The sequence below is a fragment of the Corynebacterium sp. MSK158 genome (assembly GCF_030229085.1).
Lineage (GTDB): Bacteria > Actinomycetota > Actinomycetes > Mycobacteriales > Mycobacteriaceae > Corynebacterium.
Genome location: NZ_JASPHJ010000007.1, coordinates 25,651 through 48,832, shown reverse-complemented (window position 1 = coordinate 48,832; position 23,182 = coordinate 25,651). Strand labels below are relative to the sequence as shown.

General features: G+C 61.7%; 20 protein-coding genes and 1 pseudogene. 10 read left to right on the top strand and 11 right to left on the bottom strand.

Features of this window, described 5'->3' with window-relative positions; translation table 11 throughout:
- The first annotated feature begins 1 nt into the window (after position 1).
- Entirely contained in the window at positions 2 to 1,471 is a 1,470-nt protein-coding gene (locus QP915_RS06990) for a glycosyltransferase 87 family protein (RefSeq protein ID WP_284768813.1), read from the top strand.
- A gap of 10 nt (positions 1,472 to 1,481) precedes the next feature.
- Here the strand turns inward: QP915_RS06990 and QP915_RS06985 are convergent, their stop codons facing one another.
- The 3 genes from QP915_RS06985 to QP915_RS06975 form a co-directional block, all read right to left on the bottom strand.
- Positions 1,482 to 2,618 carry a glutamate--cysteine ligase gene (locus QP915_RS06985; protein ID WP_284768812.1) on the bottom strand — a complete coding sequence of 379 codons (1,137 nt, stop codon included), beginning with the start codon at positions 2,616 to 2,618 and terminating at the stop codon, positions 1,482 to 1,484.
- Between the two features lie 180 nt (positions 2,619 to 2,798).
- On the bottom strand, positions 2,799 to 3,599 hold the full coding sequence (locus QP915_RS06980; RefSeq protein ID WP_284768811.1) for a LytR C-terminal domain-containing protein: 801 nt from the start codon (positions 3,597 to 3,599) through the stop codon (positions 2,799 to 2,801).
- 23 nt (positions 3,600 to 3,622) lie between these two features.
- Positions 3,623 to 3,898: a DUF3263 domain-containing protein gene (locus tag QP915_RS06975; RefSeq protein ID WP_284768810.1), complete on the bottom strand. Its 276-nt coding sequence runs from the start codon at positions 3,896 to 3,898 to the stop codon at positions 3,623 to 3,625.
- On the opposite strand from QP915_RS06975, the gene QP915_RS06970 reads away from it, so the two are divergent.
- From QP915_RS06970 to cls, 4 genes are all read left to right on the top strand, one after another.
- Positions 3,897 to 4,520 (top strand): peptide deformylase, encoded by a 624-nt coding sequence (locus tag QP915_RS06970; RefSeq protein WP_284768809.1) that lies wholly within the window; start codon positions 3,897 to 3,899, stop codon positions 4,518 to 4,520. The two genes, QP915_RS06975 and QP915_RS06970, sit on opposite strands and share 2 nt — an antisense overlap.
- Positions 4,520 to 5,509 carry an N-acetylglutamate synthase, CG3035 family gene (locus tag QP915_RS06965; RefSeq protein ID WP_284768808.1) on the top strand — a complete coding sequence of 330 codons (990 nt, stop codon included), beginning with the start codon at positions 4,520 to 4,522 and terminating at the stop codon, positions 5,507 to 5,509. The genes QP915_RS06970 and QP915_RS06965 overlap by 1 nt, the downstream gene beginning before the upstream one ends.
- Positions 5,510 to 5,685: 176 nt before the next feature.
- Positions 5,686 to 6,495 carry an exodeoxyribonuclease III gene (locus QP915_RS06960; RefSeq protein ID WP_284768807.1) on the top strand — a complete coding sequence of 270 codons (810 nt, stop codon included), beginning with the start codon at positions 5,686 to 5,688 and terminating at the stop codon, positions 6,493 to 6,495.
- On the top strand, positions 6,496 to 7,959 hold the full coding sequence (gene cls / locus QP915_RS06955) for a cardiolipin synthase (RefSeq protein WP_284768806.1): 1,464 nt from the start codon (positions 6,496 to 6,498) through the stop codon (positions 7,957 to 7,959).
- A 111-nt stretch (positions 7,960 to 8,070) separates the two neighbouring features.
- Here the strand turns inward: cls and QP915_RS06950 are convergent, their stop codons facing one another.
- The 3 genes from QP915_RS06950 to QP915_RS06940 are packed head-to-tail and all read right to left on the bottom strand — an operon-like array spanning position 8,071 to position 10,364.
- Entirely contained in the window at positions 8,071 to 8,850 is a 780-nt protein-coding gene (locus tag QP915_RS06950; RefSeq protein WP_284768805.1) for an ABC-2 transporter permease family protein, read from the bottom strand.
- Positions 8,851 to 8,856: 6 nt separating this feature from the next.
- A complete protein-coding gene (locus QP915_RS06945) occupies positions 8,857 to 9,840 on the bottom strand; it encodes an ABC transporter ATP-binding protein (RefSeq protein WP_284768804.1) in 984 nt (327 codons plus the stop codon).
- Between the two features lie 29 nt (positions 9,841 to 9,869).
- A complete protein-coding gene (locus tag QP915_RS06940) occupies positions 9,870 to 10,364 on the bottom strand; it encodes an NUDIX domain-containing protein (protein WP_005329848.1) in 495 nt (164 codons plus the stop codon).
- 70 nt (positions 10,365 to 10,434) lie between these two features.
- Here QP915_RS06940 and QP915_RS06935 point away from each other — a divergent pair, with 70 nt between their 5' ends.
- From QP915_RS06935 to QP915_RS06925, 3 genes are read left to right on the top strand one after another with little or no spacing between them, the layout of a single operon-like run.
- Positions 10,435 to 11,880 carry a GlnX family signal transduction membrane protein gene (locus QP915_RS06935; RefSeq protein WP_284768803.1) on the top strand — a complete coding sequence of 482 codons (1,446 nt, stop codon included), beginning with the start codon at positions 10,435 to 10,437 and terminating at the stop codon, positions 11,878 to 11,880.
- Positions 11,880 to 12,893 carry a glutamate ABC transporter substrate-binding protein gene (locus QP915_RS06930; protein ID WP_284768802.1) on the top strand — a complete coding sequence of 338 codons (1,014 nt, stop codon included), beginning with the start codon at positions 11,880 to 11,882 and terminating at the stop codon, positions 12,891 to 12,893. Before QP915_RS06935 ends, QP915_RS06930 begins: the two co-directional genes overlap by 1 nt.
- On the top strand, positions 12,890 to 15,445 hold the full coding sequence (locus QP915_RS06925) for a serine/threonine protein kinase (RefSeq protein WP_284768801.1): 2,556 nt from the start codon (positions 12,890 to 12,892) through the stop codon (positions 15,443 to 15,445). Before QP915_RS06930 ends, QP915_RS06925 begins: the two co-directional genes overlap by 4 nt.
- 115 nt (positions 15,446 to 15,560) lie before the next feature.
- Here QP915_RS06925 and QP915_RS06920 read toward each other — a convergent pair whose 3' ends face one another.
- Together QP915_RS06920 and pta are read right to left on the bottom strand one after the other, a co-directional pair.
- Positions 15,561 to 16,784, bottom strand: coding sequence for an acetate kinase (locus tag QP915_RS06920; RefSeq protein WP_005325574.1), 1,224 nt, complete (start codon positions 16,782 to 16,784; stop codon positions 15,561 to 15,563).
- A complete protein-coding gene (gene pta, locus QP915_RS06915; protein WP_284768800.1) occupies positions 16,785 to 18,146 on the bottom strand; it encodes a phosphate acetyltransferase in 1,362 nt (453 codons plus the stop codon).
- Positions 18,147 to 18,374: 228 nt separating this feature from the next.
- On the opposite strand from pta, the gene QP915_RS06910 reads away from it, so the two are divergent.
- Entirely contained in the window at positions 18,375 to 19,736 is a 1,362-nt protein-coding gene (locus QP915_RS06910; protein ID WP_284768799.1) for an FAD-dependent oxidoreductase, read from the top strand.
- Between the two features lie 3 nt (positions 19,737 to 19,739).
- Positions 19,740 to 20,222, top strand: a complete 483-nt coding sequence (locus QP915_RS06905) for a GNAT family N-acetyltransferase (RefSeq protein WP_284768798.1) — start codon at positions 19,740 to 19,742, stop codon at positions 20,220 to 20,222.
- On the opposite strand, the gene purT is transcribed toward QP915_RS06905, so the two are convergent.
- The 3 genes and pseudogenes from purT to QP915_RS06890 form a co-directional block, all read right to left on the bottom strand.
- Positions 20,219 to 21,571 carry a formate-dependent phosphoribosylglycinamide formyltransferase gene (purT, locus tag QP915_RS06900; RefSeq protein WP_284768797.1) on the bottom strand — a complete coding sequence of 451 codons (1,353 nt, stop codon included), beginning with the start codon at positions 21,569 to 21,571 and terminating at the stop codon, positions 20,219 to 20,221. The genes QP915_RS06905 and purT overlap by 4 nt on opposite strands.
- A 151-nt stretch (positions 21,572 to 21,722) precedes the next feature.
- Positions 21,723 to 22,556, bottom strand: a complete 834-nt coding sequence (locus QP915_RS06895) for a class F sortase (RefSeq protein ID WP_284768796.1) — start codon at positions 22,554 to 22,556, stop codon at positions 21,723 to 21,725.
- Between the two features lie 156 nt (positions 22,557 to 22,712).
- Positions 22,713 to 23,182 (bottom strand): annotated as a pseudogene (locus QP915_RS06890) (hypothetical protein); the annotation flags it as partial.

Genomic DNA, 23,182 nt, shown 5'->3' with positions numbered 1-23,182 from the left:
CGTGAAAAAGCTTTATGGGCTTCCCACTGTGGTGGCTTTGCTCGCCGCTCTTATCGGCGTCATCGTCTACCGCTTTAGTATCTACGATGGCAATAGTGCCTTTGTGTGGCGTGTGCCCTTGGACCTGAAGATTTATTGGCTCGCCGGCGGTGAGGTAGCCGAGGGCGCGGACTTGTACGATAACGCCTATATTGGCGACTTGCCTTTTACCTATCCGCCCTTTTCCGGCACGCTTTTCACGTGGCTTTCCTCGCTTGCCGACGCCCCCTTGATCCTCCTCTGGCAGGGCGGCACCGCCCTCGCCTTGTTCACGGTTATTATGCTGGTCCTGCGCGAGCGCGGTCTCAAGCTCTCCCCGGCAATCTGGTTGCTCGGCATCCTGCTGGTGTGCTGCACCCCAGCCAATGAACCGGTACACGGCACCTTATTCTTTGGCCAGATCAACATCTTTTTGATGCTGCTGGTGGCCTTGGACATCCTCCCCCGCAAGCGCGCTTTGCCGGGCATCGGTATTGGTTTGGCCGCGGGTATGAAGCTCACCCCGGCCTATATGGGTCTGGTCTTGCTCTTCCAGAAGCGCTGGTGGCAAGCAATCATCGCCATCCTTACTTTCGCGGTGACCGTGGCCATTGGTTTCGTGACCATCCCGGATGCCGCCGATTTTTGGACCGATGCCATCTTCAATTCCTCCCGCGTGGGCGAGCACACCAATCCCGGTGCGCAGTCCATCCGCTCCGTCATGGTTCGCGCTTGGGGCATCGATGGCGGCTGGATCTGGCTTGCCGCGGTGGCCGTGGTTTTCGTGCTGACCTGCCTGGGGCTGCGCACCGCAATGAAGCACCGCAATAAATCGGCCGCGCTCGCTCTCACCGGGATCAGTTCCTGCCTGGTCTCGCCCTTTTCCTGGTATCACCACTGGGTGTGGACGGTGCCGCTGGCCGTCGTGGTGATGGTCTCTGTCAACCAGGCGCTGGGCAAGCGTCTGACTGGATTCCTCGGCGCGCAGTTTTCAGGGCTGGTTTCTGTGCTCGCAATGTGCGCCGTAACGACGCCGTTTATTTCTGCAGCCGTATGGCTTTCTGCGGCCAGCCGCTCACTCAACCACTGGGATTTGCAGCCGTGGGGCATGCTGACATTTACAGGTGCCGGCGTCCTCTATATCGCCTTCTATGCGGTGTGGGGCTTTTTTCCTGGCACCCAGCCGGCCGAGGAAGCGCCCGCCCCGGGCCGCCATCAGCTGCCTGCACAGCCCGAGCCCGCTACTGCGGAAACCGCGGTACGCCCAGCGCACTCATTTAATGCCGAGGACACGAACCGTGAGGGGCATCCGAGAACGGCGCGCGCTATCAGCCATGTGACTGCAGAATTGCCTGCGGTAGAATTCGAAACCCGCGCGTTTCCCGCGACCCAGGACATCACCGATATCCCCGATACCCCGGCCTACGGGCGCCACTCGCGCCCCGAGGATTAAGGCCACGGGTTTAGAGCGGGCGGAAGGTGTGCAGCTCGCGGCAGGTCTCCTCGACCACCTCGCGCCAGCTGCCGGATTCTTTGAAGAGGCGGCGCTGCCGCTCATAGCCGGCGCCGCCATCGATAATTTCGTGGATGAGTTTGAGCTCGTTGACGCATCCCAGCTCGCGCGCGATGGGAGTAAGCTCGTCCACCATCTCTGCTAGCTCGTCTTTGACCCAGGCCTCATCGGTCTCGCGGGAGGTAATCACCAGTGCGTCCATGCCGTAGCGGGCACCGCGCCATTTATTTTCTGCTACGTGCCAGGGCTGCAGGATGGGGAGGGGCTCCGCGGCGTCGATAAGCCGGTCGTAATAGACCACCAAGCAGTGAGTAAGCGCCACGATGGCGGAGAGCTCGCGCAGGTTGGACGTCGCATCAGAGACGCGCACCTCCACCGTGCCCCACTTGGACGCCGGCCGAATATCAAAGTGCATGGAACCGGTGTGATTGATAACTCCGGAAATGGCTTGGTCGCGCATATAGGACTGCCACTCGGCCCAATCCCGGAATTGGTACGGCATGCCTGCGGTGGGCAGCTGTTGGTACAGCATGGTGCGGTTGGAGGCATAGCCGGTATCAAGGCCCTCCCACCCAGGCGAGCACGCAGAAATGGCTAGCAGGTGGGGGTACTTGGTCATTAGCGCATTGATGATGGGCCATACGCGGTCCTCGTGGCTAACGCCCACGTGCACGTGCGTACCCCATAGCAGCATCTGCTTGCCCCAGTACTGGGTGCGCGCGATGATTTCCTGATAGCTGGGTTTATCCGAAAGCGGGTTCTTCCGGAAGTCCGTAAACGGGTGGCCGCCAGAGGCCCAGACGTCTATGCCCAGCTTGTCGGCTGCTTCTTCCACTGCTTTCAGGGAAGTGTTCAGATCAGCGATGGCTTCCGGCACGGTATGGCAGATGCCGGTGACCAGCTCCACCGTGTTCTGGAGGAATTCCTTTTCCAGATGAATCTCGGGGTGGGCTGCAGTGGCGAGGTCAATGAGTTCTGCGCCGCGCGGGACAAGGTCGCGCGTATCGCGGTCCACGAGCGCCACCTCCCATTCCACGCCGAGCGTTGGTTCGGGAGAGCGGGCGAATTGTTCTGCCGGGATCTTCACCCATTCAGCTTAACGGGTGACAGGTATTAAAGCGTGAATTTTATTTAACCTGTTCACACCGGCGAACGTGCGGGCGCGGAAACGTTCAGATCACAAAAGTCCAAGGCGTTCGGCCGAAGAACTATGGTGCTTGCTCTTCGGCCGGATGGCCTTGGACTCTAAATCAGGTGCGCAGCTTGCTTAGGCCTGCGGTACCGCCAGAGCGACGACGACGGCACCGTCATCGGTTGCTTCCTTAGGCAGGTCGCGATTCATCGGGGCGACATCAGCCTGGTAGCGAGCGGCTACTTCCTTAGCCAGCGCTTCAGCGGAGGTATCACCTTCTGGGAAGAAGACGGTGGTCTTTGGAACGGTGAGGACATCGCCCGGCAGGTTACCCACGTAGCCAACCTTGAAGCCTCCGCCCTTGAGGGAATCGGCTTCCTTCTTGGCCTTGTCTACCTCGCCGGAGTTATTGAGAACGCTGACCTTAATATCGTTGCGGTCGCGCGCAGCGGAGTGGGCGTTTTCTTCACCTGCGGAGGCATCTCCCTCAGCCGCGACCCCCTCATCGGCAGCGCCGGACGCGGCCGAGTCGCCTGCAGCATCGCCTTCACCTGGTGCGGGCGCCGGTGCGGGGGCAGGGGCGCTAGCACCTTCGGAAGCGCCAGGGGCACGGGAGCCTGCGGCGTCGGGGCCAGCAGAACCTTCGGGCGCGGCACCGATGGTGGAACCGGTGGAGTTTTCCTGCTTGCTCTCGGAGGCAACGGTGGAATCATCGTCTCCCGAAGTCATGGAGTACAAAGCCCAAAGGCCAAGCATGACGGCCACGGCGATGAGGACCATAGCCAGGCCACGCAGCGGCAGCCCGCCCTTCTTAGCGTGCGCGCCGCCACCAGCGGGGCGCTTAGCTGCGCGGGAAGCGGACGCACCGGCAGCGGAGCCGGCGCGGGTTTCGTCGGATACCTTGTCGGTTGAATTTTCCGGATTCACATTAGTCACATACGCAACACTAGTACCCAGCATTAACTAGATGGGGGATTTCCCCGCGCGGCGCGCCGCGTGTTTTCCCGTTCTTCGCGCAGCCGACGCAGCCGTGCAACCAGGAGGGGATGGGATTGGGCGGCCGCGGGGGCGTCGAGAAGCAGGTTAAGACGCTGGTGGTAGCGCACCGGGGAGATGTCCAGCTGCGCGCGGATAGCCTCTTCCTTGCGGCCGATGCTGCGCGGCGCGGTTTCCTCGAAGTCCAAAATGGCGGCGTCTAGGTCAGACAAGGGGTTCATGCCTAAACTGTAAGGCATGACTATTCGCCCCATCGTTATCCACGGCGAGACCGTGCTTCATGAACCCACCCAGCCGGTGGAAGAATCCGAGATTTCCACCCCGGAAATGCAGCAGCTCATTGCAGACATGTATGAAACCATGGACGCCGCCCATGGCGTAGGTTTGGCCGCTAACCAGGTAGGAATCGGCAAGCGCCTCTTTGTCTACCACTGCCCCGATACGGACGGCCCCAATGGCACCGAGCTGCCGTCCGAGGAGGCGGGCATGCGCAAGGGCTGCGTTATTAACCCCGTGCTGGAGACCTCCGAGATCCCAGAGACCATGCCTGCCGACGACGGCTCCGATGACGAGGGCTGCCTCTCCGTGCCGGGCGAGGGCTTTCCCACCGGCCGCGCCGACTGGGCGCGCGTGACCGGCAAGGACGAGAACGGTAATGACATTGCCGTCGAGGGCTATGGCTTTTTCGCCCGCTGCCTGCAGCACGAGACCGGCCACCTCGATGGCTTCCTCTACACCGATACCCTCATCGGCCGCTATAAGCGCCAGGCCAAAAAAGCCATCAAGCGCAATGGTTGGACTGAGCCGGGCTATTCCTGGGTACCGGGTGAGGACGCCGATCCCTTCGGCCACGACGACTAATGTCTCGCATTTTCCGCTCCGATGCCGTCCAAGTGGGCGAGCGCGTGGTGGCTCGGCGCGACTTCGGCGGCGTCCATAGCGATGTCATCGGTCACGTACTCAGCCTCGACCCGCTGGTCATTCGCCCACAAGAGGTCGGCGGCTACCCTTCCGACCTAGAGGCGGTGGAGATCCCGCCGGAGCAGCTGAAGATCATTAAGCGCCTTTCCCCGCGCATGGTCCGCAATTCCGATATCCGCGCCGTGGAGGTTGCCGCGGCCTCGGCCTTCCCCGGCACAGACCACGCCTGGACCAGCGATGGTTCTTGGCTGTTGCGCGCGAGCGACGGGGTTTCCGGCCACTCCAACTCGGCCGTGCCCGTGGGGCCTTCGGCCGGTTTTACGCCAGTGCCACTGGAGGAGATTAAGGCCTTCTACGCCCGCCACGACCTTCCGGTGCGCCTGCTAGTCCCGGAGCGCATTGGCAAGCCGGCTGAGCGCCTGCTCGCCGACCCCGCCTGGGAGGCCGAACCAGAGAGCCTCGCTATGGTCCTGCGGGATCTGCCCACGCTTACCGACGCCTCCTCTACCTCCCCCACCTTCCACCTCACCGCCCAGCCCGACGACGAGTGGCTGGCGATGTATCAATCCCGCACCGATGCCCTTCCTGCCGAGGCGTTGCAGAGCCTTGGCGCTCACCTCGAGGGAACACGCGGCTTTGGCCGCCTAGTCCTCGATGGCGAGACCGTCGCCATTGCCCGCGGCACCCTGAGCGAATCCGGCGATGGCACCACGTGGCTGGGTCTTTCTTCCATCGAAGTGGCCGAGGACTTCCGCCGCCACGGATACGGAGCGCTCGCGCTCCAGCACCTGCTGCACTGGGGCCGCGACAACGGCGCCGAACACGCCTACCTCACCGTCCCGGCTTCCAATACCGCAGGCGTGCGGCTGGCGGAGAAGCTCGGCTTCATCGAGCAGCACCGCCGCATCTTCGCCCGCCTGCGCGACTAGGCTCCGCGTTGTGGACCTCCGGTCTGGGAGGTGAGCCTTATGGGACTGCCCGCTGATTCGTCGTGGGCTGGGTAGTGAGCCTTATGGGGCTGCCCGCAGATTCCTTGTGGGCTGGGTAGTGAGCCTTATGGGACTGCCCGCTGACCTCGCTGCAGCGGGCAGGTAACCTATGTGGCATGCGCATCGCCACGTGGAATATTAACTCCGTTCGTACCCGCACACAGCGGGCGCTGGACCTTATCTCCAAGCACGACATCGATGTTTTGTGCCTGCAAGAAACTAAGGTGAAAGACGATAAGTTTCCACGCGAGGCCTTCGAAGAGGCGGGCCTGCACGTCACCTGCCACGGGCTCAACCAGTGGAACGGCGTGGCCATTGTGTCCAAGGAAGAGCCCGAGGAGGTCGTGGTCGGCTTTCCGGGCCAGCCGGGATTTGCCAAGGATCCGGAGAAGCCGCAGGACCGCGAGGCTCGAGCACTGGGAGCCCGCATCCGTGGCGTAGAAATCTGGTCTCTCTACGTGCCCAACGGCCGCGAGATCACGGATCGCCATTATGACTACAAGCTGGACTTTCTCTATCACTTGGCGCGCTATGCGGAAAATCATGCGCAGTCCAAGCTGCTTATGACCGGTGATTTCAATATTGCCCCGCGCGATGAAGACGTGTGGGATATTGAGGCATTCCGCGGCAAGACGCATGTCACCGAGCCAGAGCGCGCCGCGTTCCAGATGCTGGAAGAAGCAGGCCTCGAGGAGGTTACCCGCCGGTTCACGGAGGACCAGCGCTATACCTACTTCGATTACAAGGGCATGCGCTTCCAAAGGAACGAGGGCATGCGCATCGACTTCCAGTTGGCTTCAGCCCCGCTTGCCCAGCACGTGACCGGCGCGCAAGTAGACATGGTCGAGCGCGCCGGCGATAAAACCTCCGATCACTGTCCGCTTCTCGCAGATTACAATCTGCCCGATTTCAATTCCGTGCGTTAAATGTCTTGGTCTCTTGATCTCAGCTTCTGGCAGCTCGTATTCCTGATCCTTGATTACGGCATCAAGATCATTGCCGTTGGTTTCGTGCCCGAGGGCCGTCGGCCTTCCAGTTCCACCGCGTGGCTATTGGCTATTCTGGTGCTGCCGTTTATCGGCCTGCCGCTGTTTTTGCTCATGGGCTCGCCGTATATCAACCGGCGTCGCCACCGCATCCAGCAAGAAGCCAATGAGAAGATTGAAAACGTCACAGCCCGCACCCCGGATCATCCGCAGGGCCTCCTTTCGGCGGAAGTAGAGTCGGTTATTCGGCTTAACCGCGAGCTCACTGGGTTCCCAGCGTTAGTGGGGCACAATCTTGGCCTGCACGCGGATTATGACGAGTCCATTCGCGCCATTGCCGCCGCTATTGACCGCGCCGAGAAGTACGTATCCATCGAGATCTACATCCAGTCTTGGGATGAGACCACGGACGTCTTCTTTGAATCGCTGCGCAGGGCTACCGCCCGCGGCGTGAAGGTGCGCTTGCTCTTGGATCAGATCGGCAGCTTCAAGTACAAGGGCTACTTCAAGTTGGGCAAGCGGCTTACGGAGATAGGCGTCGACTGGCATCTCATGCTGCCCATCCAGCTGCACAAGGGCCGATTCCGCCGCCCGGACCTGCGCAATCACCGCAAGCTGGTCATCATCGATGGCAAGGTCGGCTTTATTGGTTCGCTGAATATGATTAAGCGCCAGTACAAGACCAAGGACCGCTACTGGATTGACTACATGGTGGAGCTTTCCGGCCCGATTGTGACCTCCATGTCCGCGGTCTTCGCCGTGGATTGGTACCTCGAGGCGGACGAGAACCTGCCGCTGGATGAGCTGCCATATGACGACGCCCAGACGGCCGACGCCAACCACCTGCAGATAATCCCTTCCGGCCCTGGTTACACCACTGAGCCAAACCTGCGCATGTTCAACTCCTTGGTACACCACGCCAAGGACCGTCTGGTGCTGTGCTCGCCCTACTTCGTCCCGGATGAATCCCTGCTGGAGGCCGTGACCACCGCTTGCTATCGCGGCGTGGACGTGGAACTTTATGTATCGGCAAAGGCGGACCAGTTTATGGTCAACCACGCCCAATCCTCCTACTACCAGGCCCTACTAGAGGCGGGCGTGCACATCTACCAATTCCCCTACCCCTTTGTACTGCACTCCAAGTTCATCATCACCGACCCAGATGATCCGGGCCGCGATCCGCTGTGCATGTTCGGCTCGTCCAATATGGACCCGCGCTCGTTCGGCCTGAACTATGAATCCACCATGTTGGTGGCCAAGGGCGACCTTATTGACCAGTTCAACCAACTGGTGTCCAACTACCGGGCTGTATGCCACGAGCTGACCCTAGAAGAGTGGAATGAGCGCGGATTTATTCGCCGCTACGTGGATAATGTCATGCGCCTAACCTCCGCGCTGCAATAAAGAGGGCACCGGCTGCAGCAGCTGCAGCGGAAATAACTGCAGAGACAAAGAACCGCCCCGGTGGGCAGCCAATGAGCTGCCGTCCGAGGCGGTGCTGTGCGTTACAGGAGCTTAGGCGTCGCGCTTTTGCAGCACGATGACACCGAGGACCCACAGGATAAGGGCCCAGGCAATAAATACCAGGCAGAATCCCCAGTTTTCCTTCCACGGAGCGTCAACCGGTTCCATTTCCAGCAGCCACGACTGGAAAGACTTAAACGGCATGAAGTTAACCAGCTTGCTGCCGACCTTGGGGATGGTGGCTACGAGATTGTCCACGCCAAGGAAGAGGATGAGACCGATAGCCACGGCACCAGCCGTCGAGCGCAGCAGCAGTCCTAGGCCTTGTGCGAAGAGGACAAGGAGCGCGGCGGCTAGGGGGTACTTCCACAGCTGCTTTTGGCCCATCTCGTCATCCCAAGGGTGGAATTCCGCGGCTACTTCATCGTGGGCAAAAAGCTCGGTGAGCAGGTAGGCGCCCGCCACGGCGATAAAGGTCAGCGCGGCCGCGATGACCGCGTACATGAGCAGCTTGACCAAAGCCACCGACCAACGGCGCGGGGTAGCCATAAACGTAATGGTCTGCGTGCCAAAGCGGTACTCGGTGGTCACGATCATGATGGTCTGAATCATGAGCACGGGCAGGCCGAGGAACAACAGGAAGGACACCGCACCATCCGAGGTGATAACCCCCATGCCCATCGCTGCCTCTTCAGGGGTTTCTGCCGGCTTAGTCAAACGAGCGTTGAGGATGGCCCAACCCCAGGCAAAGAAAAGGAAGATGAAGGTGGTCCACCAGAAGGAGCGGGTGGTGTGCAGCTTGGTCCATTCGGACTTCAAGGTATTCAGCATGGCGAATTAAACCTCCTGCTGGGTGGGTCGAGCGAACGGAGTGGCGGCGCCAGCGGTTCCGGGGGTAGGCGCGCCGGTGGAGCCGTGGTACTGGACGGCGTCGCCAGTAAGCTCCATAAAAGCGTCCTCCAAGGAGGCGCGCTTGAGGCTGAGCTCATTTAGCGGCACCCCGGTGGAGTAGGCCAGCTGGCCCACGAAGTCCGTGGTCTGGTTGGAAATCACCAGGCGGGGGCGGCCTTCCTCGTCGGTGGATTCGGTAAAGGCGATGCCCTCGGCACGCAGCGCGGAGCTAAAGGCATCGAGATGGTCGGAGCGCACCAGCACAGAGGACTGCGAGTGGTCCTTCACAAAGTCATAGGTGGGCTGGTCAGCCACCAAGCGGCCCTTACCAATGACCACCAGGTGATCGGCGGTCTGAGACATCTCCGAGAGGAGGTGGGAGGAAATCAAAATGGTGCGGCCTTCATCGGCTAGGGCGCGCACGAGCTGGCGGACCCAGCGGATGCCCTCTGGGTCGAGGCCGTTGACCGGCTCGTCCAGGATGAGGATGCCGGGGTCACCGAGCAGCGCGCCGGCTAGGCCCAGGCGCTGGCCCATGCCGAGGGAGAAGCCGCCGACCTTCTTACCGGCGACGTCGGAAAGCCCTACCAGCCCCAAGACCTCGTCAACGCGGGAAGTAGAAATGCCGTTGGACTGCGCGATCCATTTCAGGTGGTTGGCGGCGCTGCGGTTGCGGTGCACCGCTTTGGCATCGAGCAAGGCGCCTACCTCACGCAGGGGATCCTTCAGCTCGTGGTAGTGCTTGCCGTTGATGCGCGCTCTGCCGGCCGTGGGAGTATCCAAGCCCAGGATCATGCGCATGGTGGTGGATTTGCCCGCGCCATTGGGACCCAGGAACCCGGTGACCATGCCGGGTTTTACCTGAAAGGTGAGATCATCAACGGCGCGGACAGACTTATATTGTTTAGTCAGTCCTTCTACTTCGATCATGGCACTAGCGTGCCATAAATCCGGCAACTTTACCTGTTCAATGCCTCCACGCTCTCCCGCAGGGTGGGAAAGGCGTGACGGAAAGCGGCCAGAAGGGGGAGGCTTTCTACCTCCTCAAAAGGCACCCAGCGCAGCTCATAGGACTCTTCATTAGCTGTAGTAGGAAGCGGTGCGCCAGTGCGCGTGCGTGCTAGGACGGTGGTGTAGGTCCACTCCCCCGGCAGATCCCCCGCCGCGGGATAGGGCCCGGCCGTTACCCGCGCGTCGAGCACCTCTACGTCCTGGGGTGCAATCGCGCATTCTTCATGAGTTTCACGCAGAGCGGCCTGGGTGGGCGTCTCCGTAAAATCGCGGGCGCCACCCGGAATCCCCCAGGTATCGCCGTGATTGGTCCACGCGGCGCGGTGCTGGAGGAGCACCTTGCGCCCGGCGACGAGGAACAGGCCGGCGGCACCAAATTTTCCCCAGACGCGAATGCCGCCGGGGCCTGCCGCCCAGCCGTCTCCACTGTGAGGGTTATGCATGCTGCCTATCCTAGCCACACACGCGGGTATATGGTGGCGCCCAGCACACTGCGGGCGCTATTCTAAGTGAATGACCGAGCAGGCAGTCCGGGCAGAAAGCGTGCACGATGAGCACGCTCACCCGAGCGATCACTGGCTCGATGAGGTTACCGCGCCCACCGGCCCGGCCTTCAGCGGGCTCAGTAGCCGCGCCATGGAATGGTTCGCGGGCCCGGCGCGCCTGCTGCGCCGCTTTTACTACTTCGCCTCCACCACCCCAGGCAAGCTTTTTACGGTCACGCTCATTCTCACCGTAGCCCTGGGCGCCGCCGGCTTATCGATGTCCCAGTCTTCCGCCGCCCGCCACTCCGACTTGGACGAGCTACTGAGCACCACCGAGCCGATGTCGAATGCGGCGCACCACCTTTATAGTTCGCTCTCGGTGGCCGATACCGTGGCCACCACCGGCTTTGTGCAGGCCGGCGTGGAATCGGAGCGCAACCGCGATAGCTATAACGAGGCCATCGATGCCGCTTCCGTAGCGGCCACCGAATCCGTACTGGGTACCACCCAAGAAGATGGCCGCGTGCGCGAGCTGGTGACCTTTATCCAACGCGAGCTGCCCGTCTATACCGCAATGGTGGAAAAGGCCCGCGCCAATCACCGGGCGGGCAATGCGGTGGCCAATTCCTATATGTCCAATGCCTCGGCGCTCATGCGCGAGCGTATCCTGCCGGCTGCCTCCGAGCTATTCCAGCTGACCACCGCCAAGGTGAATCAGCAGCAGCAAAAGCTCACCTCGCCGCAGTGGGTACCGCTTTCCGGCCTCTTGGCGGCGCTCTTCTTCCTCGCCGTGGCCCAATGGTGGCTGTGGCGCCAGACCCGGCGGCGTTTTAACCGCGGCTTCTTAACTGCCAGCGTGCTGCTTTTCTTGGCTATCTCCTGGGTGGCGCTATCCAACCTGGCTACATGGTCCACCGGCCACCAGGGGTTTGAAACCGCCTCGCGCCCGTGGGATTCGCTGACGGCCTCGCGGATTGAGGCGCAGCAGGCGCGCACCTCCGAGACACTGGCGCTGGTGCTGCGCTCCTCCGAGGAGGATTCGATGGTGCGTTTTTCCAGCTCCATCAACTCCATCGAAACGGCCCTGGAGGATTATGAGGAAGCGCTCAATGATGAGGACGTGGAGGTCACCGACCCAGAACTCATCCATAGTGCCCGGGCGGCCGCCGAGCAGTGGCGCGGTACCCACGACAAGCTCATGGGTGCGCTCAAGGACGGCGACTATGACGAGGCCATCTACCAGGCCACGGCCACCGAGCCCAAGGATGGCGAGATGACCGCGGCGCGTTCCTATGATGAGCTCGACGCGGAGCTTTCGGATCTCATCGGCCAGGCGCGCATCGCCATGCGCAGCTACTTGGAGCGCGGCCTGACCGCTATGACTGCGGTGTCCTCGGCCGTGTTCCTATTGACCTTGTGCGCCATTATTGCCGTGTGGCTGGGCATCCGTCCGCGACTGCAGGAGTACCTCTAATGCGCCGCACACGCCTTACCCTCGCCACGCTTGCCTGCGTCTGCGCCGCGCTTCCACTGACCTCCTGCGACGTTCGCACCGCCCCTCCGCTGGAGGCGCCCGCCGAGCACGCCCTCGATTCCCGGCCAGGCCCGCCGCTGCCGGAAGGAGCGGAAATTGAAAAGGCCGGATCTACCGCAGCTCACCGCGCCTCTGATGAGGAAATCAAGGGCAGCTACCGCCCGGATGATAAGAAGGCAAAGGAGCGGGTGCCGGACATCGTCAAGCGCGGACGCCTCATCGTGGGCGTGGATCGTTCCAATAACTTGATGAGCTACCGCGATGCCGCCTCCGGCGACGTGCGCGGCTTCGAGGTGGATATCGCCCGCGAGATTGCCCGCGATATCTTTGGCGATCCCAATAAGGTGGACTTCCGCTTCGTGGAATCCTCCGACCGCGTCGATGCCCTCAATACCGGCGCGGTGGACATGATTGTGCGCACCATGACCATTAGCCCTGAACGCGAGCGCGACGTGGCCTTTTCCATTCCCTATATGAGAACCCAAACCCGCATGCTGGTGCTCACCAATTCCGGCATTAGGTCCGTGAAAGACGCCGCCGGTAAGACCCTATGCGGCGTAGGCGCGTCCACCGCACTGGATACCATCCGCGAGCACGCCCCCAAATCCGATATCTTGGTTACCCGTTCCTGGGGCGATTGCCTGATGGCCCTGCAGCTTAACCAGGCCGACGGCATCGTCGTCGATGATGCCCTGCTCTCCGGCATGGCCGCCCAAGACTCCTATACGTCCATCGTGGGCGAGCCGCTAGAGACCGAAAACTACGGCGTGGCCGTGCGCCGCCCCAGCAAGCAACATGACACCCGCCCGCTGCTGCGCCAAGTAAATTCCACGCTCGAGCGCATCCGCCGCGACGGCACGTGGTCCGCAATCTTTGAGGAGTGGCTCGGCGCCTACTTGGAAGAGCCCACCCTGCCGGCCGGCAAGTACATCGAGGAGGACGCTAAGCCATGAGCCATAACCCGAATTTTAGCGACGACGAGCTCGAGTACATCGAACCGGAGAACCTCGATACCCAACGCGCCTTCCGCCAGCCCACCAATGCCGCCAATTCCGCGCAGGAGCCGGATGCGCTGGACGATGGCCCCGCCACCGCCGCCGTTCCTTTCAACCCCTTTGCGGACGAAGAGGAAGAGGGCACTGCGGCCGTGGCCTTTGACCCCTTCGCCGACGAGGAGTCCGGGGAGGAAACCGGCACCGCTGCTGTGGCTTTCGATCCGTTCGCGGACGACGATGAAGATGGCGATGGTTCCATCGACCCAGACCACATCTCCAGCCTTCTGGCGGATCTGGATAATATCCGCGCCCAACGCGAACAGCAGCGCGCCCAGAAGGCCCAAGAGGATTCCTCGCAACGCTCGCGCCGCCGCGCGCTCGATACCTTCCGTGAGCGCCGCGGCACCCACCGCACCGAGCGCCGCGTGGCCGATGGCATGGTGCGGCTGCCCTTTATCACCCCGTCCGAACCTACCGATGCCCTGATCGATCCGGCCGAGAAAACCTCCGGCAAAAAGATCCCGCCGCCGCAGCTGCAGCCCGGCGACATGGTGGCCGGCCAGTACGAAATCCTGGGCGTTATCGCCCACGGCGGCATGGGATGGATCTACCTGGCCAATGACCACTTTGTCTCGGGAAGAGTGGTGGTTCTCAAAGGTATGCAGGCCCAAAAATCGGCCGACGAAACCGCCACTGCGGTGGCCGAACGCGAGTTTCTCGCGGATATTACCCACCCCGGTATCGTCAAGATTTTCAACTTTATCGATGACGAGCGAGTACCCGGTGGCTTTATTGTCATGGAGTACGTTGGCGGGCCGTCGCTAAGAAGCAGGCGCAAAAAGCAACCCGATAAGCTCCTGCCGGTTGATATCGCCATCGCCTATATCCTAGAAATCCTGCCTGCGCTGGAATACCTGCATTCGCGCGGGGTGGTCTACAACGATCTTAAGCCCGATAACATCATCGTCACCGAGGACCAGGTCAAGCTCATTGATTTGGGAGCGGTTTCCGGAATCGGCGCCTTTGGCTATATTTACGGCACCAAGGGTTACCAGGCCCCAGAGGTAGCCACCGAAGGGCCCTCCATCGCCAGCGATATCTACACCATCGGCCGTACCCTGGCTGCGCTCTGCCTCAAGCTGCCTACTGAGGACGGCGTCTATCTGCCGGGCATTCCTACCCCCACCGAGGAGCCGGAGCTGCGCCGCTTCCTCTCGCTGTACCGCCTGTTGCAGCGCGCCACCGACCCGGACCCAAAGCGCCGCTTTACCTCCATCAAAGAGCTGCGCACCCAGCTCTACGGCGTTCTGCGCGAGGTCATTGCCATCCGCGACGGCCTCCAATATCCGTCCCAGCACTCGCTTTTTTCGCCGCAACGTACCACTTTTGGCACCAAACACCTGGTCTTTCGCACCGACCAGCTTATCGACGGCATCGATCGCACCGTCCAAATCACTGCCCCCGAGGTCGTCTCCGCGCTGCCCACCCCGCTGCTGGACCGCGACGATGTGGGCGCCGGCCTCCTCCAGGGTGCTTCCTATGCCGAGCCACAGGAAGCCCTGGAGACCCTCCGCCAGGCCATGCAGACCCCTGAGTATGAACACTCCGCCGAAATCCCGCTGGGCGTGGTCCGCTCCATGATTGACCTGGGCTATACCGGCCAGGCCCGCCAGTGGCTAAGCTCCATCGAAGATCGCCTTGGCCAAGACTGGCGTTTCCAGTGGTACGCAGGCATTACTGAGTTGCTTCACGATGACTACCGCGACGCCCAAAGATACTTCTCTACCGTCCTCGACCTCCTGCCGGGCGAGGCGGCCCCTAAGCTCGCCATCGCCGCCATCAACGAGCTCATTCTGCAACAGCTCGATTACAGCGATACCTCTCTCATTGACCCCACCGTGGCCCGTGCTTGCTCCAATATGCACTCCACCCTGGCGGATCTCCCCACCTCCGCCTTTGAGGGCCAACCCGAAATTTGGAACCACGTCACGGAGGACCCGGCCGCGCTGCGTTTTAACTCCATGCGCCTCTACGGGATCGTGTGGTCTACCAACCCCACCACCGTCTCCTCTTCCTTTGGCCTCGCCCGCCAGCTGCGCTCCGAGGGCCAAGTGGAGGTAGCCGTCGTGGTCCTCGACAAGGTTCCCAATGCGTCGCGCCACTACCGCATGGCCCGCTTGACGACGATCCTCCAGCTCATCGTCCAGGACCTTTCCGAATCCCGCATTCGCCGCGCTGCCCGACGCCTCGAAGAGGTGCCCACCAACGAGCCGCGCTTCCTGCAGATCAAGATCGCCGTCATTTCCGCTGGCCTGAATTTCCTGCGCAACGCCGATCTTTCCCGCGCCGCTTCACCGAACGATCTCTTCGAATACGCCTTTACCCAGCGTGGTCTGCGCACAGGTCTCTCCGAGACACTCCGCGCCCTCGCGCGCCAAGCACCGTTTAGCCGCCACCGCTACGCACTCGTTGACCTAGCCAACCAGGTCCGCCCCGTCACCACCTTTTAGCCCGCCTTCCTGCTACCAGCCAAAAGGGCGCAGAAAACTAAAGAAGGGGCGCGCGGTCTTTTAAACCACACGCCCCTTTGTTCAAAGTCCAGCCGCTAGCTGGACGTGAGAGTCTTTACTTGTAGAGGCCAGCCTCACGCGCCATTGCGGCGATTTCGGCGGACTTCTGAGCGATAGCCAGCTCCTCGTTGGTCGGAACGACAAAGACCTTGACCGGGGAATCCTCGGTGGAGATCATACGCGGCTGGTCGGAACGGACCAGGTTGCGCTCCTTATCAAAGTGGATGCCGTACATATCCAGGTTGTACAGGGAATCCTGGCGAACCTCGGTATCGTTCTCGCCCACACCGGCGGTAAAGGTGATGGCGTCCACGCGGCCCAGGGCAATCATGTAGGAACCGATGAAGCGGCGCAGCTGGTGGATGTAGATGTTATAAGCCAGCCAAGCATCCTGGTCCTCGTTGTCGATGCGCTCGCGCAGCGTACGGAAGTCGTTAACGCCAGAGATGCCCTTGACACCGGACTGCTTGTTGAGCAGGTTGTCAATCTCATCCACGCTCATGCCCGCCTGGCGGACGAGGTGGAAGATGATGCCCGGGTCAATGTCACCGGAACGGGTACCCATAGCCAGACCAGCCAGCGGGGTCAGGCCCATCGAGGTATCGATGGCGCGGCCATTACGGATGGCTGCAGCAGAAGCACCGTTGCCCAGGTGAAGAGTGATCTGGTGGGTGTGCATCGGGTCGCGGCCCAAGAGACCTGGCACCTGCTGGGAAACGAACTCGTGAGAGGTGCCGTGGAAGCCGTAGCGGCGGATATCGTATTTGGATGCCACCTCATTGTTGATGGCATACAGCGCAGCTGCCGGCGGCAGGGTGTTGAAGAACGCGGTATCGAAGACGGCAACGTGCGGAATATCCGGCAGCATCTTGCGGGCCACGCGGATGCCGTCCAGGTTGGCCGGGTTGTGCAGCGGAGCCAGCGGGATGAGGTCTTCAATCATGGACTCAATCTGGTCCACGATGAGCTGTGGCTCGGAGAAGAGGCGGCCGCCGTGAACAACACGGTGACCAACGGCGATAACATCCACGTCGGTCGGGCCAACGTTGTGCTCGCTCATGATGGCAAAAGCGCGCTCAAGGCCGAAGGAGTGAGTAGGGATTTCCAGCTCTTCCTTGTACTTCTCGCCACCGGTCTTGACGGTGACGGCGCCGAGGGGCTCGCCAACCTGCTCGACCAGGCCAGAGACCAGCGGGGTATCCGTGGCGCTGGACTCGGGATCGACCAGCTGGAATTTAACGGAGGAAGAGCCTGAGTTAAGGACCAGAACGTATGACATTTATTTCTCTCCAGCCTGAATAGCGGTGATTGCAACGGTGTTGATGATGTCCGGAACGGTCGCGCCACGCGACAGATCGTTAACCGGCTTGTTCAGGCCCTGCAGGATCGGGCCCACGGCGAGCGCGCCGCCGGTGCGCTGTGCCGTCTTGTAGCCAATATTGCCGGCCTCAAGATCCGGGAAGACGAAGACGTTTGCCTGACCGGCAACCTCAGAATTCGGCATCTTCTTAACCGCAACGCCTGGATCGCAGGCGGCGTCGAACTGCAGCGGACCATCCACCTTGACGGAGGAATCCAGCTTCTTGGCGGCCTCCACGGCGGCCACTGCACGGTCAACGTCCGGGCCGGAGCCGGAGGTGCCGGAGGAGTAGGACAGCATGGCCACACGCGGGTCGATGCCGAACTGGGAGGCGGTCTGTGCGGAGACGATGGCGATCTCGCCCAGCTGCTCGGCGGTGGGGTTCGGGTTGACGGCGCAGTCGCCGAAGGCCCACAGGCGGCCGCGCATAACCATCAGGAAGATGGAAGAAACCACGGAGGCATTCGGCTTGGTCTTGATGATCTGGAAGGAAGGCTTAATGGTGTGCGCGGTGGTGTGAGCAGCGCCGGAGACCATGCCATCGGCCAAGCCCTTGTGCACCATCATGGTGGCGAAGTAGGAGATGTCCTGCATCGTCTCGCGAGCCTGCTCGAGGGTAACGCCCTTCTTCTTGCGCAGCTCAGCAAAGTCAGCGGCGAATTCCTCTGCCAGTGGGGACTCGAGGTGGTTGATGATATCGGCGCCAGCCAGGTCGAGATTGAGCTCTGCGGCGCGGGCCTTGATATCGGCCTCGTTGCCCAGGATGGTCAGCTTGGCAACCTTATCGCGCAGCAGCACGTGGGCGGCCTCGAGGATGCGGTCATCGTCGCCCTCTGGCAGGACAATGTGTGCACCTGCAGCGCGGGCCTGGTCAATGAGCTGCTTCTGGAAGAGGTCTGCGGACATGACCGGGGAGACGTCGCCAAGCGAGGCAAGTGCGCCCGGAACCGCTTCCAGGTCGGTGAAGATGCCAGCGACGGTGGCACCCAGGGATTCCGCATTGTGCTGGGCAAGCTCGCCGGTGCGCTGTGGGGCGCCGGAAATGATGGCCAGCGGCAGGCCGAGGGCAGCAGCTGTCTCGGCATCGAAGGCGATATCGCCGGTACCCTGCGCCACGATGTTCTCGGCGGCAGGCGCGTTAGCCAGGACGGCGCTGACGGTAGCATCGAAGTCTTCGAGGCGGATGAACTCCGCGCCCAGTTCTTGTGCCAGGGCCGGCACGTCGAGGCCATCGAAGCCCCGGCCAATAGCGCTAATAACTGCGGAATGGGATGCAGACATGCAAATTACCTTTCATTCACGGTCACTTGAACACAATTAACGCGCGTCATAACTTCATGTCATACGTCACAGTTATTAACACGCGGTGACTATTCCACTGTACGCGATTTACCCCCTCCTATGCCCTATCGTGACCTCCCTAAACTGGGGTTAGTAATGCTGTGGTTTTTATCGCATAGTGACCGCGTAGAATATGCAGCAAAACGAAAGAAAGGACACCTGCAACACATGACTACCCCTGTGCGCGTCGCCGTGGTCGGCTCCGGCCCGGCCGGCATCTACGCCTCTGATCTTCTAGTGAAATCCGACCTCGATGTGCAGATCGATCTTTTTGAAAAGATGCCGACGCCGTTTGGATTGATCCGCTACGGCGTGGCGCCGGATCACCCGCGTATTAAGGGCATTGTGCAGTCCCTGCACAACGTTATGGAAAAGGAAGAGATCCGCTTCCTGGGCAATATCGAGGTGGGCAAGGACATCACCGTCGAGGAGATGCGCGAGTATTATGACGCCATCATCTTCGCCACCGGTGCCACCGCCGATAAGCACATGGGCATCCCAGGCGAGGATCTCAAGGGCAACCATGGCGCAGGCGAGTTTGTGGGCTTTTATGACGGCAACCCCAACTTCGAGCGCGATTGGGATCTCTCGGCAGAATCCGTTGCCGTCGTCGGCGTGGGCAATGTTTCCCTCGACGTCTCCCGCATCTTGGCCAAGACCGCAGATGAGCTGCTAGTTACTGAGATCCCGGATAACGTGTACGCAGCGCTGAAGAAGAACCGCGCCAAGGAGGTCCACGTCTTTGGCCGTCGCGGCCCGGCGCAGGCTAAGTACACGCCAAAGGAGCTTAAGGAGCTGGACGAGTCCCCGACCATCGAGGTCATCGTCAACCCTGAGGACATCGAGTATGACGAGGCTTCTGTAGAGGCCCGCCGCGCCGCCAAGTCCACTGACCTGGTGTGCCAGACGCTGGAGTCCTACGCCATGCGCGAGCCGGGCGATGCCCCGCACAAGCTTTATATCCACTTCTTCGAGTCCCCGGTAGAGGTACTGGGCGAGGACGGCCACGTCACCGCCATTAAGACCGAGCGCACCGAGCTCAACGGCGATGGCACTGTAACCGGTACCGGCAAGTTCACCGAGTGGCCGGTGCAGGCGGTCTACCGCGCAGTGGGCTACCACCCGCAGTCCGTCGACGGCGTACCTTTCGACGAAACCCAGGCCACCATGCCCAACGACGGCGGCCACGTGCTAGCCAATGTCGATGGCGAGAAGATCCCCGGCCTCTACACCACCGGCTGGATTAAGCGCGGCCCAGTAGGCCTCATCGGCAATACCAAGTCCGATGCCAAGGACACCACCACCATGCTCATCGCCGATTACAAGGCCGGCGACTTGGAGCCGGCCACCAAGCGCGATCCGCAGGATATCCTGGACTTCCTGGCCTCCCGCGATATCGCCGTGACCACCTGGGAAGGCTGGCACCGCCTGGATGCTGCCGAGCGCGCCGCCGGTGAGCCGCACGGCCGCGAGCGCATCAAGATCGTCGAGTGGGACGAGATGGTCAAGCACGCCGGCCCACAGGACTAACCCGTGCCACACATCATTACCGCCGCGCCCCTAGGGCAGCTGGCGGCCTTGGACGTCCACCAGCTCTACAAGCTGCGGGTGGATGTCTTTGTGCACGAGCAGCGCTGCCCGTACGCCGAGATTGACGCCACCGACGCCGATCCCCAGACCGTGCACCTGCTGGCCTGGGATACGGACTCCCACGAGCTGCTCGGCACGGCCCGTGTCTTTCCGGTCGCACCTACTGACGCCGCGCTTGCCGACGCCGCCGGCGCCCAAATCGGCCGCTTCGCGCTCGCGCCCGCCGCGCGCGGCACGGGCCTCGGCTGCGAACTTTTCCAGGCGGCCGTCGACCTAGGCGAGCGCATGCACCCGGGCCAGCCGCTCTATTTGGAGGCGCAGGCCGGCCTCGTGGACTATTACGCCGGCTTTGGTTTTACTCCGGTAGGCGAGCTATTCGACGACGAGGGAGTCCCTCACCAGCCGATGCTGCGCCCCGCTTCTTAGTCGGCGTCGTCCACGCCGGAGGCGAGCTTCGGGTCAAGCTCCACGCCGCCCTCGTACTCCACGACCTCTATATCGGGGACGTTATCCGCCTCCGGCTCGATGCCGCGCGCACCGCCCTGGGTCACAAGGCCCGGCGTGGAGGTCACCTCGATCTTGTGCGCGGCTAGTGCTGCGCGGTCGCGTGCCTCTTCCACGCTTTCCGCGGTGGCAGACACCAAGCCCATGCGACGGCCCTTGTAGGCCCCGGGCTTGCCAAAGAGCTTCACGTCCGTTTCCGCGTAATTGAGGGCCGCGGCGATGCCGGTATAGGCCACCTCATTTAGCTCCTCATCCGCGTGGATGACCACGCTGGCGCCAGGGGTAACCAGGGTGGCGTCGATGGGGTAGCCCAAAATCGCGCGCGCATGCAGGTCAAAGGCGGAAAAACGCTGCGTGTAGCAGGTCAGCATCGCCGTATCAGAGGGCCGCGGGGACACGGAGGAAAAGTACACGTCATCGCCCGCAACGAAGAGCTCCACGCAATACACGCCGCGCCCACCCAGCTCATTGGAGATGCGGGCGGCCACCGAGCGCGCGTTTTCCAGCGCAATCTCGCTCATGCCGGTAGGCTGCCACTCCTCCACGAGGTCACCGCGCTCATGGCGGTGACCGATAGGCTCGCTAAACCACGTAGCCAACTTGCCCGTGGCTGGATCGATGGAACGGATGGCCAACAGGGTGACCTCAAGGTCAAAGTCCACGAAACGCTCGGCCACCACGCGCTGCGAATCCGAGGACACGCGCCGCACGGTCTCCCACGCGGTACGCACATCATCCTCTTCGCGCGCGATCATGTGGCCCTTGCCGGAGGTGGACACATCCGGCTTAATGATGCACGGAAAGCCCAACTCCCCCACTGCTTCTTCCAACTCTTCCAGAGAGCTGGCAAAGCGGTATGCCGAAACCGGCAGCCCGATATTCTCCGCCACCTCGCGCACGCACTGGCGGTCCTGCGTCATGGCGCAGGCGCGGGCGGAGGGGACCACGATGGCGTCGCTATGCGCTTCCATCTCCTCCAGCGCTTCTACCGCAACGGTTTCTACCTCCGGAACCACAAAATGCGGCTGAATCTCCTGCGCTAGCTGCAGGATGCGCCCGGCGTCCTTGATATCGGCGACGTAGCTATACTGCGCCACCTGGTGCGCCGGCGCGCCCGCATACGAGTCCACCGCGTGGACCTCAAGGCCCAGGTTCTGGAAGGACATGGCCAGCTGCTTGCCCAGCTCGCCCGAGCCCAACAGCAATACCTTGGTGGCATTGCTGGTCAGCGGCGTGCCAATATGACCGGCGATCTCGCCTGGATTATCCATGAAAATGCTCCTTCTAAGCCGCAGGCAGCGGCGTTTACTGCCTTAAATTATTTCATATTTAGGCCTCAACCCCACCACCTACATGCCAGGTAAGCCGGATAAGCAAAGGCGCCCTGTGGGCAATTCCACAGAACGCCTTAGAAGGCTCAGCCTAGGCTGCAGGAGCCTCAGCCGGTGCTTCCCCCGCCGGTTGCTCGGCCGGCTGCTCTGGCTCGCCTACCGGCTCCGCCACGGTAATGATGTTGTCCTCATAACCCAGCGCGCCACCAACGAACTGGCCGCCGCAGGTAATGAGAACCAGGCGATTCTCGCCCTCCTTATCATTAACCACGTCCGGGAATCCGGAGCCCTTAGGCAGGCGGTACGGCGCTTCGGTCACGCGGAAGGTACGCTCCTGGCCGTCAATGACCACGGTGAATTCCTGGTCCTTCTTCAGCTTGGTGAACTTCTCCGCATAACCGGTGCCCTGGCCCTGGTAGTTAATGTGGCCGGTAATCACACTCGAGCCCACATTGCCCGGTTCACCCGGCACAGCGGAGGCGGAGTACCAGCCCACGCGGGTGACGTCGTGCGGCGGAAGCAGCACGCCCTGGTCCGTGACCTGTACGGGGTCCACGGCCGCGTACTCACCGTCGATGCCTACGGACATGCCGTCAAAGCCCTTGAATTCACCAGGCGCGGCATCATACTCGTGCTCCTGCTGGCCCGAATCATCCACAAAAGCATCGGACTTCGGTCCAGATTCCTCAGGGGCACTCTCGCTGGCCACCGTCTCCGGCGCCGAGCCAGCCTCATCCCCATCATCGCGCGCCAGGTACAGCACTACCTGCAACAAGACCAATGCCACCACAATGATGGCCGCGATAATAGCGATCAGCTTGCCACGGCCCATGCCCCGCTTGCCGACGCCCCCTTCTTCCCCACTCGCCGGATACTGCGACATTCCATTGTCTTCCGGCTGCTGTGGTTCAGTGTGCTCTCCCATAGCTAGCTTCCTCTACTTCCTCGTTTTGTCTACCTTGTGCAGGTTATATGCAAATCCCCTCCAGCGTGTGCAGTCACACCCTGGAGGGGATTTTTTGGTGTTTAAGTCTCAGCCCCGGTTGGGCACCCTACGGGCGGCCCAACCGATGGCTACGGATTACTTGATGTAATCCTGCATACCCGGCTCAAGCTCGGTTGCGCCGGACGGTACGGACTTAATCTCAACGCGCTCGGCGTTGGATGGCAGTGCGTTGCCAGTCTCTTCAGGTTCCTGACCCTGGACCTCGACGCCACGGCCGTGTCCACTGTCAGGGTTGCCACCCTTAGGAGCATCCTGCTCCTTGGCCTCGTGACCATTGCCGCTATCGTGGCCGTCGGTGTGCTCACCGTTGCCACCATCATGGTTGCCATGATCCTTGTGGTCGAAGTGATCCTTGATGATCTGTCCCAAGCCAATACCTGGAATCAGGTAGATCCACCGCGGTGTGGTGCCCTTTTCAGGCTTGTCAGAGGGATTCTTCTCACCATCAGACTCTGGCGTAGAAGGCTTATCCGACTCAGACGGCTCATCACTAGGCTCATCCGACTCAGAAGGCTCATCCGACTCAGACGGCTCATCACTAGGCT

What these genes read in the sequence shown, in the direction of transcription:
- cls (WP_284768806.1), top strand. Translation starts at nt 6,496, where the DNA reads ATGTCTTGGTCTCTTGATCTCAGCTTCTGGCAGCTCGTATTCCTGATC.
- QP915_RS06920 (WP_005325574.1), bottom strand. Translation starts at nt 16,784, where the DNA reads ATGTCATACGTTCTGGTCCTTAACTCAGGCTCTTCCTCCGTTAAATTC.
- QP915_RS06925 (WP_284768801.1), top strand. Translation starts at nt 12,890, where the DNA reads ATGAGCCATAACCCGAATTTTAGCGACGACGAGCTCGAGTACATCGAA.
- QP915_RS06975 (WP_284768810.1), bottom strand. Translation starts at nt 3,898, where the DNA reads ATGCCTTACAGTTTAGGCATGAACCCCTTGTCTGACCTAGACGCCGCC.
- QP915_RS06930 (WP_284768802.1), top strand. Translation starts at nt 11,880, where the DNA reads ATGCGCCGCACACGCCTTACCCTCGCCACGCTTGCCTGCGTCTGCGCC.
- purT (WP_284768797.1), bottom strand. Translation starts at nt 21,571, where the DNA reads ATGGATAATCCAGGCGAGATCGCCGGTCATATTGGCACGCCGCTGACC.
- QP915_RS06940 (WP_005329848.1), bottom strand. Translation starts at nt 10,364, where the DNA reads ATGCATAACCCTCACAGTGGAGACGGCTGGGCGGCAGGCCCCGGCGGC.
- QP915_RS06960 (WP_284768807.1), top strand. Translation starts at nt 5,686, where the DNA reads ATGCGCATCGCCACGTGGAATATTAACTCCGTTCGTACCCGCACACAG.
- QP915_RS06950 (WP_284768805.1), bottom strand. Translation starts at nt 8,850, where the DNA reads ATGCTGAATACCTTGAAGTCCGAATGGACCAAGCTGCACACCACCCGC.
- QP915_RS06945 (WP_284768804.1), bottom strand. Translation starts at nt 9,840, where the DNA reads ATGATCGAAGTAGAAGGACTGACTAAACAATATAAGTCTGTCCGCGCC.
- QP915_RS06965 (WP_284768808.1), top strand. Translation starts at nt 4,520, where the DNA reads ATGTCTCGCATTTTCCGCTCCGATGCCGTCCAAGTGGGCGAGCGCGTG.
- QP915_RS06970 (WP_284768809.1), top strand. Translation starts at nt 3,897, where the DNA reads ATGACTATTCGCCCCATCGTTATCCACGGCGAGACCGTGCTTCATGAA.
- QP915_RS06895 (WP_284768796.1), bottom strand. Translation starts at nt 22,556, where the DNA reads ATGGGAGAGCACACTGAACCACAGCAGCCGGAAGACAATGGAATGTCG.
- QP915_RS06910 (WP_284768799.1), top strand. Translation starts at nt 18,375, where the DNA reads ATGACTACCCCTGTGCGCGTCGCCGTGGTCGGCTCCGGCCCGGCCGGC.
- pta (WP_284768800.1), bottom strand. Translation starts at nt 18,146, where the DNA reads ATGTCTGCATCCCATTCCGCAGTTATTAGCGCTATTGGCCGGGGCTTC.
- QP915_RS06935 (WP_284768803.1), top strand. Translation starts at nt 10,435, where the DNA reads ATGACCGAGCAGGCAGTCCGGGCAGAAAGCGTGCACGATGAGCACGCT.